At 72.1% G+C, this 15,596-nt stretch carries 15 protein-coding genes; 3 read left to right on the plus strand and 12 right to left on the minus strand.

All coding sequences use genetic code 11. From position 1 onward, the window contains the following. A complete protein-coding gene (locus DFI_RS00570) occupies positions 1-1,953 on the minus strand; it encodes a 2-oxoacid:acceptor oxidoreductase subunit alpha (protein ID WP_081425868.1) in 1,953 nt (650 codons plus the stop codon). Positions 1,954-2,141: 188 nt separating this feature from the next. On the opposite strand from DFI_RS00570, the gene DFI_RS00575 reads away from it, so the two are divergent. Continuing rightward, positions 2,142-2,729, plus strand: a complete 588-nt coding sequence (locus DFI_RS00575; RefSeq protein ID WP_027463255.1) for a hypothetical protein — start codon at positions 2,142-2,144, stop codon at positions 2,727-2,729. Position 2,730: 1 nt separating this feature from the next. On the opposite strand, the gene DFI_RS00580 is transcribed toward DFI_RS00575, so the two are convergent. The 3 genes from DFI_RS00580 to DFI_RS00590 form a co-directional block, all read right to left on the minus strand. Beyond that, positions 2,731-3,579: a YwiC-like family protein gene (locus DFI_RS00580; protein WP_051307894.1), complete on the minus strand. Its 849-nt coding sequence runs from the start codon at positions 3,577-3,579 to the stop codon at positions 2,731-2,733. Between the two features lie 88 nt (positions 3,580-3,667). Then, entirely contained in the window at positions 3,668-4,399 is a 732-nt protein-coding gene (locus DFI_RS00585; RefSeq protein ID WP_081425869.1) for a DUF2259 domain-containing protein, read from the minus strand. Between the two features lie 22 nt (positions 4,400-4,421). Next, positions 4,422-5,012, minus strand: coding sequence for an HAD family hydrolase (locus DFI_RS00590; RefSeq protein WP_051307896.1), 591 nt, complete (start codon positions 5,010-5,012; stop codon positions 4,422-4,424). Positions 5,013-5,097: 85 nt separating this feature from the next. Here DFI_RS00590 and DFI_RS00595 point away from each other — a divergent pair, with 85 nt between their 5' ends. Continuing rightward, a complete protein-coding gene (locus DFI_RS00595) occupies positions 5,098-5,946 on the plus strand; it encodes a hypothetical protein (protein ID WP_027463257.1) in 849 nt (282 codons plus the stop codon). 49 nt (positions 5,947-5,995) lie between these two features. Here DFI_RS00595 and nadA read toward each other — a convergent pair whose 3' ends face one another. The 5 genes from nadA to DFI_RS00620 all read right to left on the minus strand — a co-directional run bounded on the left by nadA (position 5,996) and on the right by DFI_RS00620 (position 10,811). After that, positions 5,996-7,009, minus strand: a complete 1,014-nt coding sequence (gene nadA / locus DFI_RS00600) for a quinolinate synthase NadA (RefSeq protein WP_081425871.1) — start codon at positions 7,007-7,009, stop codon at positions 5,996-5,998. Next, positions 7,006-7,872 carry a carboxylating nicotinate-nucleotide diphosphorylase gene (gene nadC, locus DFI_RS00605; RefSeq protein ID WP_051307898.1) on the minus strand — a complete coding sequence of 289 codons (867 nt, stop codon included), beginning with the start codon at positions 7,870-7,872 and terminating at the stop codon, positions 7,006-7,008. Before nadC ends, nadA begins: the two co-directional genes overlap by 4 nt. Before the next feature lie 49 nt (positions 7,873-7,921). Further along, on the minus strand, positions 7,922-9,466 hold the full coding sequence (locus DFI_RS00610; protein ID WP_027463259.1) for an L-aspartate oxidase: 1,545 nt from the start codon (positions 9,464-9,466) through the stop codon (positions 7,922-7,924). A gap of 92 nt (positions 9,467-9,558) precedes the next feature. Next, positions 9,559-9,978: an excalibur calcium-binding domain-containing protein gene (locus tag DFI_RS00615; RefSeq protein ID WP_043778372.1), complete on the minus strand. Its 420-nt coding sequence runs from the start codon at positions 9,976-9,978 to the stop codon at positions 9,559-9,561. A gap of 80 nt (positions 9,979-10,058) precedes the next feature. Further along, the gene (locus DFI_RS00620; RefSeq protein WP_027463261.1) at positions 10,059-10,811 is read right to left on the minus strand and encodes a DsbA family oxidoreductase; all 753 of its coding nucleotides are present in this window, start codon (positions 10,809-10,811) and stop codon (positions 10,059-10,061) included. 71 nt (positions 10,812-10,882) lie between these two features. Between DFI_RS00620 and DFI_RS00625 the strand changes: the two genes are divergently transcribed. Beyond that, positions 10,883-11,656 (plus strand): hypothetical protein, encoded by a 774-nt coding sequence (locus tag DFI_RS00625; RefSeq protein WP_027463262.1) that lies wholly within the window; start codon positions 10,883-10,885, stop codon positions 11,654-11,656. Positions 11,657-11,666: 10 nt separating this feature from the next. Here DFI_RS00625 and DFI_RS00630 read toward each other — a convergent pair whose 3' ends face one another. From DFI_RS00630 to carB, 3 genes are all read right to left on the minus strand, one after another. Beyond that, positions 11,667-11,984: a hypothetical protein gene (locus DFI_RS00630; protein ID WP_027463263.1), complete on the minus strand. Its 318-nt coding sequence runs from the start codon at positions 11,982-11,984 to the stop codon at positions 11,667-11,669. Between the two features lie 39 nt (positions 11,985-12,023). After that, positions 12,024-12,233 (minus strand): hypothetical protein, encoded by a 210-nt coding sequence (locus tag DFI_RS00635; protein WP_027463264.1) that lies wholly within the window; start codon positions 12,231-12,233, stop codon positions 12,024-12,026. Positions 12,234-12,360: 127 nt separating this feature from the next. Further along, positions 12,361-15,450, minus strand: coding sequence for a carbamoyl-phosphate synthase large subunit (gene carB, locus DFI_RS00640; RefSeq protein WP_027463265.1), 3,090 nt, complete (start codon positions 15,448-15,450; stop codon positions 12,361-12,363). Between the last annotated feature and the right edge of the window lie 146 nt (positions 15,451-15,596).

Raw genomic sequence — 15,596 nt, forward strand, 5'->3', positions numbered from 1 at the left:
TCATGCGGTGACCGTCCCTTCCGGCCCGTCCTCGCCGGCCTTCACGGTGCGGGGCTCGTCCGTCTCGGCCGCCACCCGCGCGTCCATGCGCCGGGCCGCCTGTTCGGAGCGGTGCTCGGCGCCGGTGCCGGCCTCCCCGCGCTCCCGCACCCGCCCCGCCACGAAGGGCCCGCTCAGCGGCAGGCCGTCGCAGTGCGCCACGCTCAGGATCCGCGGCGCCAGGGCCGGGTACTCGGCGCGCAGCAGCGTCGCCAGCTGCCCGTGCTGGTTCAGTTCCACCACGATCACCCGCTCGTGCGCCTCGATGAACTCCCGCACGCCCTCCCCGAACGGCAGGGCCCGCACCCGCAGGTAATCGGTGTCCAGCCCGCCCGCCTGCAGCAGCGCCCGCGCTTCTTGCATCGCCGGGTCGGCGCTGCCCATGGCGATCAGACCCAGAGCGCGACCCTCGCCGTCCACGACGGGTCTGGGCACGACCGTGCGGGCGTAATTGTGCTTGCGGTCCAGGCGGTCCAGGTTCGCCTTCCAGTCGGCCGGGTGCTCGCTGTACGTGGCCGTGTCGGTGTGCCCGGTGCCGCGCGTGAAGTACGCCGCGCCCAGCGCGTCCGTGCCGGGCAGCGTGCGCGGCCCCACGCCGGTCCGGTCGTCGTCGCGGTAGCGCGCAAACCGGTTGCCCAGCCGCAGGATGTCCTCGGCGGACAGCAGCTTCCCGCGGTTCATCTGCTCCTCCGGGTACTCGAACTCGTCACACATCCAGCTGTTCATGCCGATGTCCAGGTCGCTCAGCACGAACACCGGCGTCTGCAAGCCCTCCGCGATCTCGAAGGCCCGCCACCCGAACTCGAAGCACTCCTTCGGGTCGGCGGGCAGCAGGATCACCTGCTTCGTGTCCCCGTGCGACAGGTAGTACGTGCTGAGCAGGTCCCCCTGCGCCGTGCGGGTGGGCAGCCCCGTGCTGGGCCCCATGCGCTGCACGTCCCAGATCACCAGCGGAATCTCCGTGAAGTACGCGTACCCCGCGAACTCCGCCATCAGGGAAATGCCGGGCCCGCTGGTGGACGTCATGGCCCGCGCGCCCGCCCAGCCGGCCCCGACCAGCACGCCGCTGGCCGCCAGTTCGTCCTCCACCTGCAGGATCGCGCAGGTGTTCAGGCCGGTCTCCGGGTCGCGGCGCAGCTTCGGCACCCACTCGATCAGCGCCTCGGCCAGACTGGTGGCCGGGGTGATCGGGTACCACGCGACCACCGTGCACCCGCCGTACAGGCTGCCCAGCGCCGCGGCGGTGTTCCCGTCGATCAGGATCTTCCCGCCGTTGGCGTCCAGGCGCTGCACCCGGTAGGGGTCGCGTTTGACCACGTTCGCCGCGCACCAGTCGAACGCCGCCCGCGTGATGCTGAAGTTGCTCTCGATCACAGCCGCCTTGCCGTGAAACGCCTGCTCCAGGTACTCGTGCACGGCGCCCAGCTCGATGCCCAGCAGCTGCGCCAGCGCGCCCACGTACACCATGTTCACCATCCGGTCCCGGAACTTCACCGTCACGTCGTGGTCCCTGATGATCCCGTTGGCGGGCAGGGCGTACACCGTCACGTCGTCCCGCGGCCGGGTGGGCTTCAGGTGGTCCGGGCAGAACATCACGCCCCCGCTGGGCAGTTCGGCCAGGTCGGCGTCCAGCGTCTTGGGATTGAACGCCACCAGCACGTGCGCCACGTCCTGCCGGGCGGTGAAGCCCTGCCCGCTCACCCGGATGCGGTAGTACGTGGGCAGGCCCTTGATGTTGCTGGGAAACAGGTTCTTCGCGTTCACCGGGATGCCCATGCGGAACAGGGCGTCCACGATCGCCCCGTTCGCCGTCTGGGACCCGCTGCCGTTCACGGTCGCCACGTTCAGCGTGAACTCGTTGACGGCCGTGCCCACCCCGGGGCCCTGCTCTGTGCGCTCCGCCAGTTGCGTCATCGATTCCCCCTCCTCGGCAAGGAGGTCGGCCTCAGGTGTTCATGGCAAGGCCAGCGCCTCCACGATTGTCCGTGCTCCGACTGTACTCCCCCCGCGGCGGGGCGCATGCCCGGCCCCCTCCCCCCTGCCCGGCCCACCGGACGCCCGCCTGTGAGGGCACGGACCGCGGCTCCGTAGAATCGGGGCAGATGCCCGCGTCCCCCGCCTGCCGGCCCCGGTCCGGTCTCGCCGTCGCCGCGCTGGCCGCCCTGCTGTGGCTGCCGGCCGGGGCCGCACAGACCACCCCCGAACCGCCCCCGGCGTGCCTGGAGGCGGCCGCCGCCCTGCGCGCCTACGAGCGGCAGGCGGGCGTGAACGAACTGCCCTTCGTGCACATCCAGGCCCGGGTGGCGGAACTCGGCTGCGCGCGGCGGGAAACGTTCGACGACCCCGTGTGGTTCGAGCGGACCGTGACGCTGTTCGTGCAGACCTTCACCGCGCAGGGCGGCGACTGGAAAGCCACCGTCGCCGCCTGCGCCGCAGCCGACATGACGCAACTGCTGTGCGTGGACCGCATGGTCGCCCGGCACATCGCCGGCGACCTGCCGCCCGCCCTGCGCGTGACCGGGTGCGGCACCCCCGGGGACTGGGGGCGGGTGGGCGCCCTGATCGTGGAGGCCGCCTACCGGGAAGGGTGGATCTGGGGCGTGGGCGCGGAGGTGGGCGTGCCCTGGCAGCGCGAGCTGGTCCGGGCCGCCTGCCTTCGCGGCGAGGCGGCCCCGGCCGGTCCGACCTGAGTTACGCCCAGCCCAGCAGGAACAGCAGCAGGAAGCTGATGCCGAACTCGGTCAGGCCCACCTGTTTCGGCGTGACCCGCCGGCCCCGCCAGCCTTCCAGCCGGGGCATGACCGCGGCGCGCACGGTGGTGAGCAGGAAGAAGGCCGGGAAGGCCGCGGGGACCACGCCGGTCAGTGCCCCCCACAGAGCCAGTGCGAAGAGGGCCGCGTGCGCGCCCACCGAGAGGGTCAGGTAGGCCGCCTCACCCCGTTCGCGGATCATGGTTTTCACGTACAGCAGCGTGCCCAGGAAGTACGCCCACAACGCCAGGGTGGCCAGGGTGGGCCGGGCGGTCAGGGGCAGGCGCAGCGCGTCCAGCGGCCCCCCGGTCGTCATGACCGCGGTGAGCAGGCAGGCGGCGACCACCGCCGAGCCGCGCGCGAGAAGCGAGGCGTCGTCGCGGTGCGCGGCGCGCCACAGGCCCACGCCCAGCAGCGGCGCGAATGCCAGCGCCCAGCCCAGCAGGTGCGGCGCCAGCGCCAGCGTGAGCCCGCCCAGCACGCCGGACACCGCGCCGTACGTGAGCGCGGGACGCAGGTACAGCGGCTTGCGGCCGGATTTCAGCCACAGGGTCAGGGCGTTGAACGCGAAGTACCCGAACAGCCAGGCGGGCAGCAGGGGCCACGCGAACGCGGGCACGCCGCTCCCCTGCGCGAGCAGCGTCACGCCCACCAGGTAGGGCAAGAACAGCATGGCCCACGCGCCGTGCTGCCGGGGCATCCACTCGGCGCCCACCCGCCGACGGCCCGGTTTGCGGGCGGCTTTCGGGCGGGGTCGGGCGGGGGTGGTCGGGTTGGCGGGGGTGGTCATGGGGGGCTCCTCAGGGTAGGGACGGGGGAAAGTGGATCTCTATATCCATTTTAAGGAACCGGGCCGGGACGTTCAAACCCCCGGCCGGTCACCGCAGGGTGGTCGCGATCACCAGCAGGTCCGCGTCCGGCCCCTCGAAGCCCGGCCGGTACCCGCGCATCAGCACCGCCGCCCGGTTCCCCTGCACGTACACCCCGTCCAGCGCGTAGCGCGCCGTGCCCTCCCGCGAACACGGCAGGAACGCGTCCGCATGCACCACCTGCGCGTTCACCTTCACCTGCACGCCCGCCACCCGCTCGCCGGGGGGAAGCAGCGCCAGCCGCCCCGTCGGCGCCGGGCACGCCGCGGCCCGCACCGGGTACACCCGCCACGTCACCGGCACCGGCCGCGACCACAGCGGCACGTCCACCCGCCCCGCCTGACCCGCCCGCAGGCCGTCCGCCCACCCGATCAACGGCGCGAACGTCCGCCGGTACCGGGCCGTGGCCGCCGGCCGGTTCAGCAGCCCGTACCGCCCCAGCACAGTCCGCTGCGCCCCGAGCAGCCGCGCGGCAACCTGCGCCGGCGCCGCCGATCCCTCCTCCCGCCGGGACGCACCCGCCAGCCGCGCTCCCGTCGCCGTGCTGTACACCGCCAGCGCCGACACCGGGAACCCGCTGCCGTCCTGCACGCCGGCCGTCACGACCAGCACCGCCCGCCCGTCCGCGCTGAAGCGCACCTCCTGCACCGGGAACAGGTCCCCGGCCCGGGCCGCGCCGCCCAGCAGGGCCAGCAGCGCCCCCCCCGCCCTCAGCCGGGACCGCCATGCATTCAAGGTCATGCCCCAGGGTACGCCCGCGCGCTCACCCTCCGGCCGTCATCACGCGCCGGAAGTCCTCCACGCCCGTGAACAGGTGCGCCTGCCACCCGGCCGCCCGCGCGGCCTCCACGTTCTCCGCACTGTCGTCCCAGAACACGATCCGCTCCGGCGCCACACCCAGGTGCGCGGCGACCGCCCCGTAATACGCGGCGTCCGGCTTGCGGTGCCCGACCGTGCAGCTCGCCACCTCACCGTCCACCACCTCACCCAGCCCCACCTCACGCAACAGGTGATTCACCCGGTTGCGCTCCTGGTTCGTCGCCAGGAACGCCCGCCAGCCCGCGCCGCGCAGCTCCCGCACGGCCGCCAGCATCGGGACGTTCGGGTGGTTCTCGTAGTCCAGCCACTCGCGCACGAACCCCTCCGGCGTGCCCGGCCGGCCCGTGGCGTTCAGGAAGGCCGGCACGTGCGACAGCAGGTCCGTCTCCCCGCGCGTGGCGGGCAGGAACGCCCCCTCGAAGAACGCGCGCGCCTCCTGCGGGTGCTCGCGCAGCAGCTTCACCCCGAACCAGTCGGGCGGGATGACCAGCACGCCATCCACATCGAGGAGCAGCACGTCACGTTCCGGATTCACGCCGGCCAGGATACGGGGAAAGTGCCCCGGCCGGTGCGCCAACTGGCGCACGACACGCGGGACGGCGGACTGCCACACTGCGCGGGTGCGGATCCTGAACATCCCCGTGACGGCAGCCCAGCTCGCCGCCTGGCGGGCGCGACTGGCGCCGGCCGCCCAGCCGTTTTTCCTGACCGCACCCGAAGCGGACGCGCTGGCCCTGCCCACCCTGCCCCGCACCTCCCTGGCCGTGACCCCCGAGGACCGCGACACCCTGACCCTCTGGAGGGTGGACCCCCAGGCGGACCGCGTGGTCACCCTCACGACCGCCGAGTTCGCGGCCCTGCCCGGCCGGACACGTCAGGCCCTCCTGCGCGCCCAGGTCCGGCACGGCCGGGGCAACGTCCCCCTGGGCCGCCACCACCAGGACCTGAACCCGGCCCTGCCCGCCGGGCGGTTCCTGTGGCACCCCGATCACCTCACCCCGGCCGTGCTGGCCCGCGTGATCTCACAGGGCAGCGCCCCCTGCCAGCGGGAGCACGTGCCCGCCTCCGTGTGGGCCGAAGCGGTCACGGCCCTGCCGCGCGTGAAGGCCCTCACCGGCACCTTCCCGGCCGGCCCCGGCAACTGCTTCGGCGCCGTGATGGGCGCCGCCGGCCTGACGGGGGCCGAGGACGAATGGATGCAGCGCGCCCCCTTCGAGGCCTTCCTGCACGCCCGCACCCGGCCTGGCGGAACGGACGAACAGCCCGGCACGCTGCTGGTGTGGCGCAACCGGGACGGGCAGGCGGAGCACGCCGCCGTCACTCTGGGCGGCGGCTGGGCCTTTCACAAACCCGCTCAGACGTGGTGGACGCCCCGCATCGTCCTGCCCACCGCCGCCCTGATCCGGAACTGGCGCACCCCCGGCCAGCGCCTGGAACGCCGGACCCTGCTCAGCCCAGCAGCAGGCTGACGCGCGGTAAACCAATGCGCCCGTTGTTGTCAGCCATCCCCTCCGCCCCTCACCCGATGGCGAGCATGCGTTCGATGGGACGCAGCGCCTGCGCGCGGACGGCCTCGGGGACGGTCACGCGGGGGGACAGGTCGCGCAGGGCTTCCCGGACACCTCGCAGGGTGATCATCTTCATGTACTCGCAGCAGGCGGTGCGGCTCACGGGGATGAAGGTCTTGTCGGGCACGTCGTGTTCCAGGCGGGTGACCATGCCGGTTTCCGTGACCACGATGAACGTCTGCGCCGCACTTGCTCTGGCGCGGTGAATCATGCCCTCGGTGGAGTAGAGCTGCACGTCCGGCTGCGACGCCAGGATGCGGCTGCTGCACCCGCACTCCGGGTGGATCAGCAGTTCGGCGTCCGGGTGCGCGCCCTGCTGATGGGCAATGTCCTCCGGGCGGATCGCCTCGTGCACGTGGCAGGCGCCCTGCCAGACGTGCAGGTGCCGGCCGGTCTGGCGCATGACGTGCGCGGCCAGGAAGCGGTCCGGGGCGAACAGCACGGGCACGTCCGCGGGGAGGCTCTCGACGATCTGCACGGCGTTCCCGGACGTGCAGCAGTAGTCGCTTTCGGCCTTCACGTCGGCGGTGGTGTTCACGTACGTCACGACCAGCCCGCCGGGGTGCTGCGCCTTCCAGGCGCGGATGTCCTGCGCGGTCAGGGTGTCGGCCAGGGAGCACCCGGCCCGCAGGTCGGGCAGCAGCACGGTCTTGCCGGGGTTGAGGATCGCGGCGGTCTCGGCCATGAAGTGCACGCCGGCGAACACGATCACGTCCGCGTCCGTGCGGGCCGCCTGCCGGGACAGGCCCAGCGAGTCCCCCACGAAGTCTGCGATGCGCTGCACCTCGGGCCGCTGGTAGTTGTGTGCCAGGATGACCGCGTTGCGCTCCTGGCGCAGGCGGCCGATCTCCTCGATGAGCTGCGGGTCGTCGCCCAGGACCTCCAGTTGCAGCAGGTCGCGGTTGGGCGTCTGCGCGGGCGGGACGACGGGGTGGTACGGGGCGGGGGCGTCGGGGGTGGTCATGACAGGGACTCCTGAAGGGCGGGGAAGACGGGGGTGGGCAGGAAGTTCAGGCTGATGTCCAGCGCGGCGGCCGAGTGCGTCAGGGCCCCGGCGGACACGAAGTCCACGCCGCTCGCGGCGATGCGGGGCAGGCGGTCCAGGGTGACGTTCCCGCTGGTTTCCAGGGTGACGTGCGGTGCGAGGCGGTCCCGCCGGGCGACGGCCTCCGCGAGCTGATCGTCGCTGAAGTTGTCCAGCATCACGCGGTCCGCGCCCGCGTGGATGGCTTCCTCCAGGCCGGCGAGGTCCGGCACCTCGCACAGCACCTTCAGCAGGTACCCGCCCTCGCGCGCGGCCTGCACGGCGGGCGTGATGCCGCCCGCCGCGACGATGTGGTTGTCCTTGATCAGGATGCCGTCGTCCAGCCCGACCCGGTGGTTCACGCCGCCGCCGTGGCGGACGGCGTCCTTTTCCAGGTCGCGCCACAGCGGCGTGGTCTTGCGGGTGTCCAGCAGCCGCGTGCGGGACCCGGCCAGCGCGTCCGCGTACGCCCGGGTGAGGGTCGCGACGCCCGACAGGCGCTGCAGCAGGTTCAGGGCCACCCGCTCCCCGCCCAGCACGCTGCGGGCCGGGCCGCTCACCACCCCGATCACGCCCCGCTCGCGCCGGTCGCCGTCCCGGGCGGTCCAGGTGACGGTCACGGCCGGGTCCAGCAGGGCGTACACCCGCGCGGCCACGTCCAGACCGCTCAGCACGCCCGGCTGTTTCAGCAGGAACTCCGCGCGGGCGGGGGTGGCGGCGGGCACGGTGCTGCGGGTGGTGACGTCCCCGCGGCCGAGGTCCTCGGCCAGCGCGGCGCGCAGGCGGTCATCCAGGGTCAGCATGCGGGGCTCCGTGCAGGAGTCCGGGCGGGGGTCCAGAAAGGCATCCGCCTCAAGGTACGGCCTCCACCGCCGCGTGCGGCACGAGGTCCAGCCGATCCGAACCCTGCACCAGCCGCGACACGCTGTGCTGCGGGGCGCCCAGGTCCGGGAAGTCCAGCCGGGCGTGCGCCCCACGCGACTCCTGGCGGGCGTGCGCGGCCCGCAGCAGCAGCGGCGCCAGCTGCCGCAGGTTCCCGGCCTCCAGGGCCGCCGGCGCCTCCGCTTCCCCGGCCGGGAAGGCGGGGGGCAGGGCCTCCAGCGCCAGCAGCCCCGCCTCCAGCCGCGCCGCGCCCCGCCGCAGGCCCGCCGCGCGGCCCACGATCTCCCGCAGGGCCGGCAGGCTCCCCGGGTCGGCCGCAAGGGCCGGCAGCGCCTCACCGGCCTCCGGGGTCCGCGCGTCCGCCAGTGCGGCGACCGCCGCCCGCGCACCGAAGACCAGCCCCTCCGAGAGGCTGTTGCTCGCCAGCCGGTTCGCGCCGTGCAGGCCCGACGACGCCACCTCGCCCGCCGCGTACAGGCCCGGCACCGTGCAGCGCCCATGTGCGTCCGTCTGCACACCGCCGATGGTGTAGTGCACCGCCGGCTCCACCGGAATCAGGTCCGCACCCAGGCGCAGGCCCAGCGGCGCCAGGCTGGCCGCCACCATCGGGAAGCGCGCGCGCACGAACGCGTCGCCCAGGTGCCGCAGGTCCAGAACCACCTGCCCGGTCCGGTCCCGCTCGGCGGCGATCGCGCGGGCCACCACGTCCCGCGGCGCCAGTTCCTCCAACGGGTCGTACCGCGGCATGAAGCGCTCGCCCTGCGCGTTCAGCAGGTGCGCGCCCTCGCCGCGGGCGGCCTCGGTGACCAGCAGGGCCCGGTGGCCGGCCCGCACCGCCGTCGGGTGAAACTGCACGAACTCCAGGTCCCGCAGCGCCGCGCCCGCCCGGTACGCCAGCGCCAGGCCGTCCCCGGTGCCTTCCGGCGGGGCGGTCGTGACCGGGTACAGGCCGCCGTACCCGCCGCAGGCGAGCAGCACCCCCCCCGCCCGCACCGTGAGCGGCCCGGCCGGCGTGAGCAGCTCCGCGCCCACTACCCGCGGGCCGCTCACCCGCAGGGCCCGCACGAAGGTGCGCTCCAGTACATGTAGGCCCCCGCCCCGGTCGGCCTCCAGGGCCGCACTCAGCGCTACGCTGATCGCGTGGCCGGTCGCGTCGGCCGCATGCCGGATGCGCGGCACGCTGTGCCCGCCCTCCAGCGTCAGCGACGCCTCGAACGGCACGCCGTACGCCCGCAGGCCGTCCACCAGCGCCTGAGATTCCCGCACGAACGCGTCCACCACCGCCGGGTCGCACAGGCCCCGCCCGGCCCGCAGGGTGTCCGCCGCGTGTGCCGCGCGGTCCCCGGCGTCCCGCGGCGCAGCCACCCCTCCCTGCGCCCAGGGGGTGGACCCGCTGCGCAGCCGGCCCTTCGTGACCAGCAGCACCCGCGCGCCCCGGCGGTGGGCGGTCAGGGCGGCCTGCGCGCCGGCCACTCCACTTCCGACCACCAGCAGGTCTGTTTCGAGAACCTCCATCCCCGCAGACTACCGGGCTAAATGTGAGGAGCGCCACCAAGTTGGGCCGGGCTGTCCCGTCAATGCGGCAGCCCGGCCCGCGGGAAGGTCGTTCAGCGTTCGATCTGGTCGCAGGCCCAGCCGTTCCCGTTGCGGTCCAGGCCCACCCGGTACCCGGGCGTCCCCACCCGCGCGGGCGCCGCGCCCGCCCGCCGCATGGCCGTGCAGGACGCGTAGAAGCGGCTGTACGCCCCGCTGGACGCGGAGTTCAGTGGGGCGCTGCGCGTCACCGCCTTCAGGTACGCGCGGCCCACGTACCCGCCCCGGCCCCGGTACGTCGTCCGGCACCATGCACCGTCACAGGCGGTGATCAGCAGCGTGTTCGCGGGAATCACCGCCACCACCGCCCCGCCCGGCGTGCGGCGCAGGTTCAGGCTGGTGGTTGTCACGGAGGTGGCCGCCTCGGCCATGCCGAGCAGCGCGGCGCCCAGCGCCAGGGTCTTCAGTGCGGAACGGAAGGGAAACGCAGTCATGAGGGCAGCATGGCGGCCCTCACCTGACGAACCATGAGGGCAACATGACCACCCCTGAAGGTGACCGGGCGCGGCCGGGGTCAGTCCTGCCGGGCCGGCACGGCGCAGCTGCCGTCCTCGCAGCCGTCCGCGGTGTCGCTGCCCAGCAGGGTCAGGGGCGCGGGGTGCGTTTCCTGCCACACCTGGTTCAGGGCGCCCAGGAAGGTCTGCGGGTCCTGCGCGCCGCTCACGCCGTACTTGCCGCCCAGCACGAAGAACGGCACGCCGGTGATGCCCAGCGCGGCAGCCTGCGCCTCGTCCCGCCGAACCGCGGCCACGCGGGCCTCGTCGGTCAGGGCCGCGCGGGCTTCCCCGGCGTCCAGGCCGGCGCTCTGCGCCAGGGTGACCAGGGTGTCCGGGTCACTCAGGTCGGCGCCCTGCGTGAAGTAGGCATCCAGCAGGGTTTCCTTCAGGCGGTCCTGCACACCCCGCTCGGCGGCGAGGTGCAGCAGCGCGTGCGCGCGGACGGTGTTCACGAGTTTCGCGTCGTCCAGGCGGTAGTTCAGGCCCTCTCCGGCGGCGGCCTGTGCCACGCCGTTCATCATGTCCTGCGCCTGCGCGGGGGTGCGGCGGTACTTCGCGGCGAGCGCGTCGCGCATGCCCAGGGGGTTGCGTTCGGCGGCGCCGGGGTCCAGTTCGAAGGAGTGCCACACGACGTCCACCTGGTCGCGGTGGGGGAAGTCGGCCAGGGCGCGTTCGAAGCGGCGTTTGCCGATGTAGCACCAGGGGCAGGCGATGTCGGACCAGATGTCCACGCGCAGGCGGTCGGGGGTGGGGGGGGCGAGCGAAGTCATGCGAAGAGAATACTGTGCTTTGAAAAATAAAGCTATCATCTGCGCACAATTCCAGCCGCTACCCTGGCCCCATGACTCCCCCCGACTGGCTCCTGTCCCTGCTCGGCGCAGGCGCCGTCGCCCTGCTGATCTTGCTGCTGTCTTCCCTGCGTCCCCGTCGCACACCCCACCCGGCCCGGCGCCGCAGGAGCCGCTCCACCCCGGAACAGCAGGAGCGTCGGGACGAGATGAAAGCCCGCGAACTGGCCCACGAACGGGACGTCATGCGCCCCGGCCTGCTTCACCTGCCCTTCAGCCGCGACAGCGTCAGCATGGGCGACGACAGCAGCATGCAGGGCCACTGGCGCCTCCTGACCTTCGAGGAGGACCTCCCCATGTCCACCCTGCTCGGCCCGCCCATTCACCGGGTGCTGGCCTCCATCCAGGGCGGGCAGGCCACCTGGGTCCTGCAACTGCACGAACCCCTCGCCGCCCCCGTCAAACCCAACGCCGGACGGATGCGCGTCACGGACGTGGCGGTCGTCGCGCAGCAGTGGCCCGCGCCGCGCCTGCTCGTCCCGGACTTCCCCGTCTCCCGGGCAGGCGGCGGCACGCTGTTCGCGTTGTACCTCGCCCAGCTGGACCCGGAACACGTGTACGACACGCTGAATGGCCGACAGGAAGAAAGGACCGAGGTGCAGCCGCACTTCTCCGAGAGGCGGTCTGAGCGTCAGCTGGCGGCCCTGAGCCAGCTTCCCAACCCCCGCGTGCAGGAAACCTACACGCGTTACCCGGTGGGCCCCGAGGTCCCGGCCGGGCAGCGCGTGATGATGCGGGTCCGGCCCACCCCGCCCGCCCAGACGTAGAGATCCGGAGTCAGGGCCGCCTTTCGTCCACCACCACGAACCCCGGTCCCAAGGCCGCCCGGAGCCGCTCCAGCAGGGCGTCCGCCTGCACCCGGAACCCCCGCTCGTCGTCCGCCGTCCACGGCGATGGCCCTCCCGGGTCGTCCCAGTCCAGGCCCGTGTCCCACAGGGCGATCAGGCGCTCGGTCTCGGCCACCAGGTCGGGCGGCAGGGGCAGGGCGCCGGCCTCGACCGCCAGGCCGTACCGGTCTTCGGTGAAGGCGTCACCCGCCCACAGGCAGATGCCGGATCCGGAATCGAAGAAAAAGCGCAGGCGGCAGGGGCGCACGGTGCCGCCAGCCTACCGCCCCCTGCCGCCGTGCCGGGGTCAGTTCTCCTGCGCGCCGGAACGCTCACCCCCGTCGTTCGCCTCGGTGGCCTCCCCGCCGACCTCGCTGTTGCCCGGGGTGCCGGTGCTGCCGGCGCCGCCCGCGCTGGTCTTGCCAGTCTGGCGCTCGTGCTCCTGCCGCTGCGCGTACGCCTCCTGCATCTGCTCGGATTCGTTCCCTCCGTTCGTCCGGTTCTCGTTGTCGGTCATGGCCGCAGGGTAGGGACGAGGACGTGAAGGGGCGTGTGCAGGGCGTGACGGCCCGTTCATCAGGGGACGTCGGACATGGAAAGAACCCGGAAGCCCTCATGCTTCCGGGTTCGGCGCTGGTCGGGCGTCAGTCGGCGGCGACGCTTCCCGTCACCCAGGCCTGCAGGCCCTTCACCCCGAGCTTCGCTCCGGCCGCGGCCTGAATGGCCTTCGCGGTCCACTCCGCGCCCTCCAGCGTGCTCACGATGGGCACGCCGCGTTCCAGGGCGGTGCGCAGCAGGGGGCTACCGGTCACGTCGATCAACAGGTCCGGCAGGGCGTCACCGTTCTGCTGGCGGGTGACGGTCAGGCCGGCGGCGCTCAGCGTGGCGGCCACATCGTCCAGGCCGTCCCCGAGCAGCAGGGCAGTGCCGGTCAGCGGGAGGTAGTTCTTGGCGCCCAGCTGCGCGCGGTAGAACGCCAGGTAGGGATCGGCGTCGATGCCCATGCTCTCGCCGGTGCTCTTCATTTCCGGCCCGAGGATGGGGGCCACGCCCTTGAACTTCAGGAACGGCAGGTGCACTTCCTTCACGCTGTACATGGCGGGCACGGGCGTCTCCAGCAGGCCGATCTGGTCCAGCGTATGGCCCACGGCGATGCGGGCGGCACTCTTGGCGAGGGGGTGGTTCACGGCCTTGCTCACGAACGGCACGGTCCGGCTGGCGCGCGGGTTGGCTTCCAGGATGTACGCCACGCCGTCCTTCACGGCCCACTGCACATTCATCAGGCCCTTCACGCGCAGTTCCAGCGCGAGGCGTTCCGTGTCGGCCTTCACGCGGGCCAGCAGCTCGGCGCTCAGGTTCACGGGGGGCAGCACGCAGGCGCTGTCGCCGCTGTGCACGCCGGCGGCCTCCACGTGCTCCATGATCCCGGCGACCACGGCTTTCTCGCCGTCGCAGAGGGTGTCCACGTCCAGTTCCAGCGCGCCTTCCAGGAACTGGTCCAGCAGGATGCTGGGCTGGCCTTCCACGGCGGCGTACACCTCGTCCAGGTACGTGGTGAGTTCGTCCATGCTGCGCACGGTGCGCATGGCGCGGCCGCCCAGGACGTAGCTGGGGCGGGCCATCAGCGGGAAGCCCAGTTCGGCGGCGAGGTCACGCGCCTGCGCGGGTGTCTCGGCGACCTTGCCTCTGGGCTGCGGCAGGCCCAGGCGTTCGCACAGGGCGTTGAAGCTGGCCCGGTCCTCGGCCTCGTGGATGGTCTCCGGGCTGGTGCCGATGATGGGCGCGCCGGCGTCCGCGAGCTTCCTCGCCAGTTTCAGCGGGGTCTGCCCGCCGAGCTGCACGATCACCCCGACGGGCTTCTCGTGCTCGACGATGTTCATCACGTCCTCGAACGTGAGCGGCTCGAAGTACAGGCGGTCGGCGGTGTCGTAGTCGGTGCTGACCGTCTCCGGGTTGCTGTTCACCATGATGGTCTCGTACCCGGCTTCCTGCAGCGCCCAGACGGCGTGCACGGTGGCGTAGTCGAATTCCACGCCCTGCCCGATGCGGTTGGGCCCGGACCCCAGGATGACCACCTTGGGCTTGTCGGTGGGCGTGACCTCGTCCTCCCATTCGTAGGTGCTGTAGTGGTAGGGGGTGTGCGCCTCGAACTCGGCGGCGCAGGTGTCTACCGTCTTGTACACGGGCGTGGCCTTGGCTTCCTTGCGCAGCTGCCGGACTTCCAGTTCGCTCAGGCCCACGATCTCGCCGATGCGGGCGTCACTGAAGCCCAGGCGCTTGACCTCGCGCCAGTATTCGTACTTCCACTCCGCGATGGGCCCCAGGTCCAGGATTTCCGTCTCGGCGTCGATGATCTCCTTGAGCTGCCCCAGGAACCAGCGGTCGATCTTCGTGGCCTCGAACAGCGCCTCCACGGTCTCGCCGCGGCGCAGCAGCTCGATCACCGCCTCGATGCGGCGGGGGTTCGGGTACAGCAGCGCCCGCAGGCCTTCGACGTCCATCTCGGCGTACACGCCGCGGATGTCGCTCTCGGTGCTGCGCAGGGCCTTCTGCAGGCTTTCCTTGAAGGTCCGGCCGATCGCCATGACCTCGCCCACGCTGCGCATCTGCGTGCCCAGGTGGTCGGGCGTGCCGGGGAACTTCTCGAACGCGAAGCGCGGAATCTTCGTGACGACGTAGTCGATGGTGGGTTCGAACGCGGCGGGCGTGACGCGGGTGATGTCGTTCGGCAGTTCGTCCAGGTGGTACCCGACCGCCAGCAGCGCGGCGATCTTCGCGATGGGGAAGCCGGTGGCCTTGCTGGCCAGGGCGCTGCTGCGGCTCACGCGGGGGTTCATCTCGATGACGATCACGCGGCCGTTGTCGGGGTTCACCGCGAACTGGATGTTGCTTCCGCCGGTCGCCACGCCGATCTCCCGGATGATCGCCAGGGACTGGTCGCGCAATCTCTGGTATTCCACGTCACTCAGTGTCTGCGCGGGCGCCACGGTGATGCTGTCGCCGGTGTGCACGCCCATCGGGTCGAAGTTCTCGATGCTGGTGATGATGATCACCGTGTCGGCGGTGTCGCGCATCACCTCCAGCTCGTACTCCTTCCAGCCCAGGATGCTCTCTTCCAGCAGCACGCTGGTCACGGGGCTGTCGCGCAGGCCGCCTTCCGTGATGGTCAGGAACTCCTCGTACGTGTGCGCGATGCCGCCGCCGGTGCCGCCCAGCGTGAAGGAGGGCCGGATCACGATGGGCAGGCCGATCTCCTTCTGGTACTCGACAGCTTCCTCCATGGAGTGCACCATCTTCCCGCGGGCGGTTTCCACGCCGATCTTCTTCATGGCCGCCTGGAACAGTTCGCGGTCCTCGCCTTTCTTGATGGCCTCCACGCCCGCGCCGATCAGTTCCACGCCGTATTTCTCCAGCGTGCCGCGCTCGTGCAGTTCCATCGCCAGGTTCAGCGCCGTCTGCCCGCCCAGCGTGGGGAGGATCGCGTCGGGTTTCTCCACCTCGATGATCTTCTCCACGAACTCCGGCGTGAGCGGTTCCAGGTACGTGGCGTCCGCGAGGTCCGGGTCGGTCATGATGGTCGCCGGGTTGCTGTTGACCAGCACCACCCGGTACCCTTCGTTCTTCAGCGCCTTGAGCGCCTGCGTGCCACTGTAATCGAACTCGGCAGCCTGCCCGATCTGAATGGGGCCGCTGCCGAGAATCAGGATGGTCTGGAGGTCAGTACGCTTAGGCATTCCAGACAAACAGTATGGCATGACCCGGCCGGGGGTGTCCCGCACACCTGTATGACTATGCACACTGAATGCACGGGGCGGGACGGCGGGGGTCGGATCGACTGGAGATCAAGCGTGGCGGAGCTGTCGTTCTCGGCGATTCTGTC

It is taken from the genome of Deinococcus ficus, assembly GCF_003444775.1.
Lineage (GTDB): Bacteria > Deinococcota > Deinococci > Deinococcales > Deinococcaceae > Deinococcus > Deinococcus ficus.

Coding starts and splice junctions, on each gene's coding strand:
- DFI_RS00570 (WP_081425868.1), bottom strand. CDS start 1,953: ATGACGCAACTGGCGGAGCGCACAGAGCAGGGCCCCGGGGTGGGCACG.
- DFI_RS00575 (WP_027463255.1), top strand. CDS start 2,142: ATGCCCGCGTCCCCCGCCTGCCGGCCCCGGTCCGGTCTCGCCGTCGCC.
- DFI_RS00580 (WP_051307894.1), bottom strand. CDS start 3,579: ATGACCACCCCCGCCAACCCGACCACCCCCGCCCGACCCCGCCCGAAA.
- DFI_RS00585 (WP_081425869.1), bottom strand. CDS start 4,399: ATGACCTTGAATGCATGGCGGTCCCGGCTGAGGGCGGGGGGGGCGCTG.
- nadA (WP_081425871.1), bottom strand. CDS start 7,009: ATGACCACCCCCGACGCCCCCGCCCCGTACCACCCCGTCGTCCCGCCC.
- nadC (WP_051307898.1), bottom strand. CDS start 7,872: ATGCTGACCCTGGATGACCGCCTGCGCGCCGCGCTGGCCGAGGACCTC.
- DFI_RS00610 (WP_027463259.1), bottom strand. CDS start 9,466: ATGGAGGTTCTCGAAACAGACCTGCTGGTGGTCGGAAGTGGAGTGGCC.
- DFI_RS00615 (WP_043778372.1), bottom strand. CDS start 9,978: ATGACTGCGTTTCCCTTCCGTTCCGCACTGAAGACCCTGGCGCTGGGC.
- DFI_RS00620 (WP_027463261.1), bottom strand. CDS start 10,811: ATGACTTCGCTCGCCCCCCCCACCCCCGACCGCCTGCGCGTGGACATC.
- DFI_RS00625 (WP_027463262.1), top strand. CDS start 10,883: ATGACTCCCCCCGACTGGCTCCTGTCCCTGCTCGGCGCAGGCGCCGTC.
- DFI_RS00635 (WP_027463264.1), bottom strand. CDS start 12,233: ATGACCGACAACGAGAACCGGACGAACGGAGGGAACGAATCCGAGCAG.
- carB (WP_027463265.1), bottom strand. CDS start 15,450: ATGCCTAAGCGTACTGACCTCCAGACCATCCTGATTCTCGGCAGCGGC.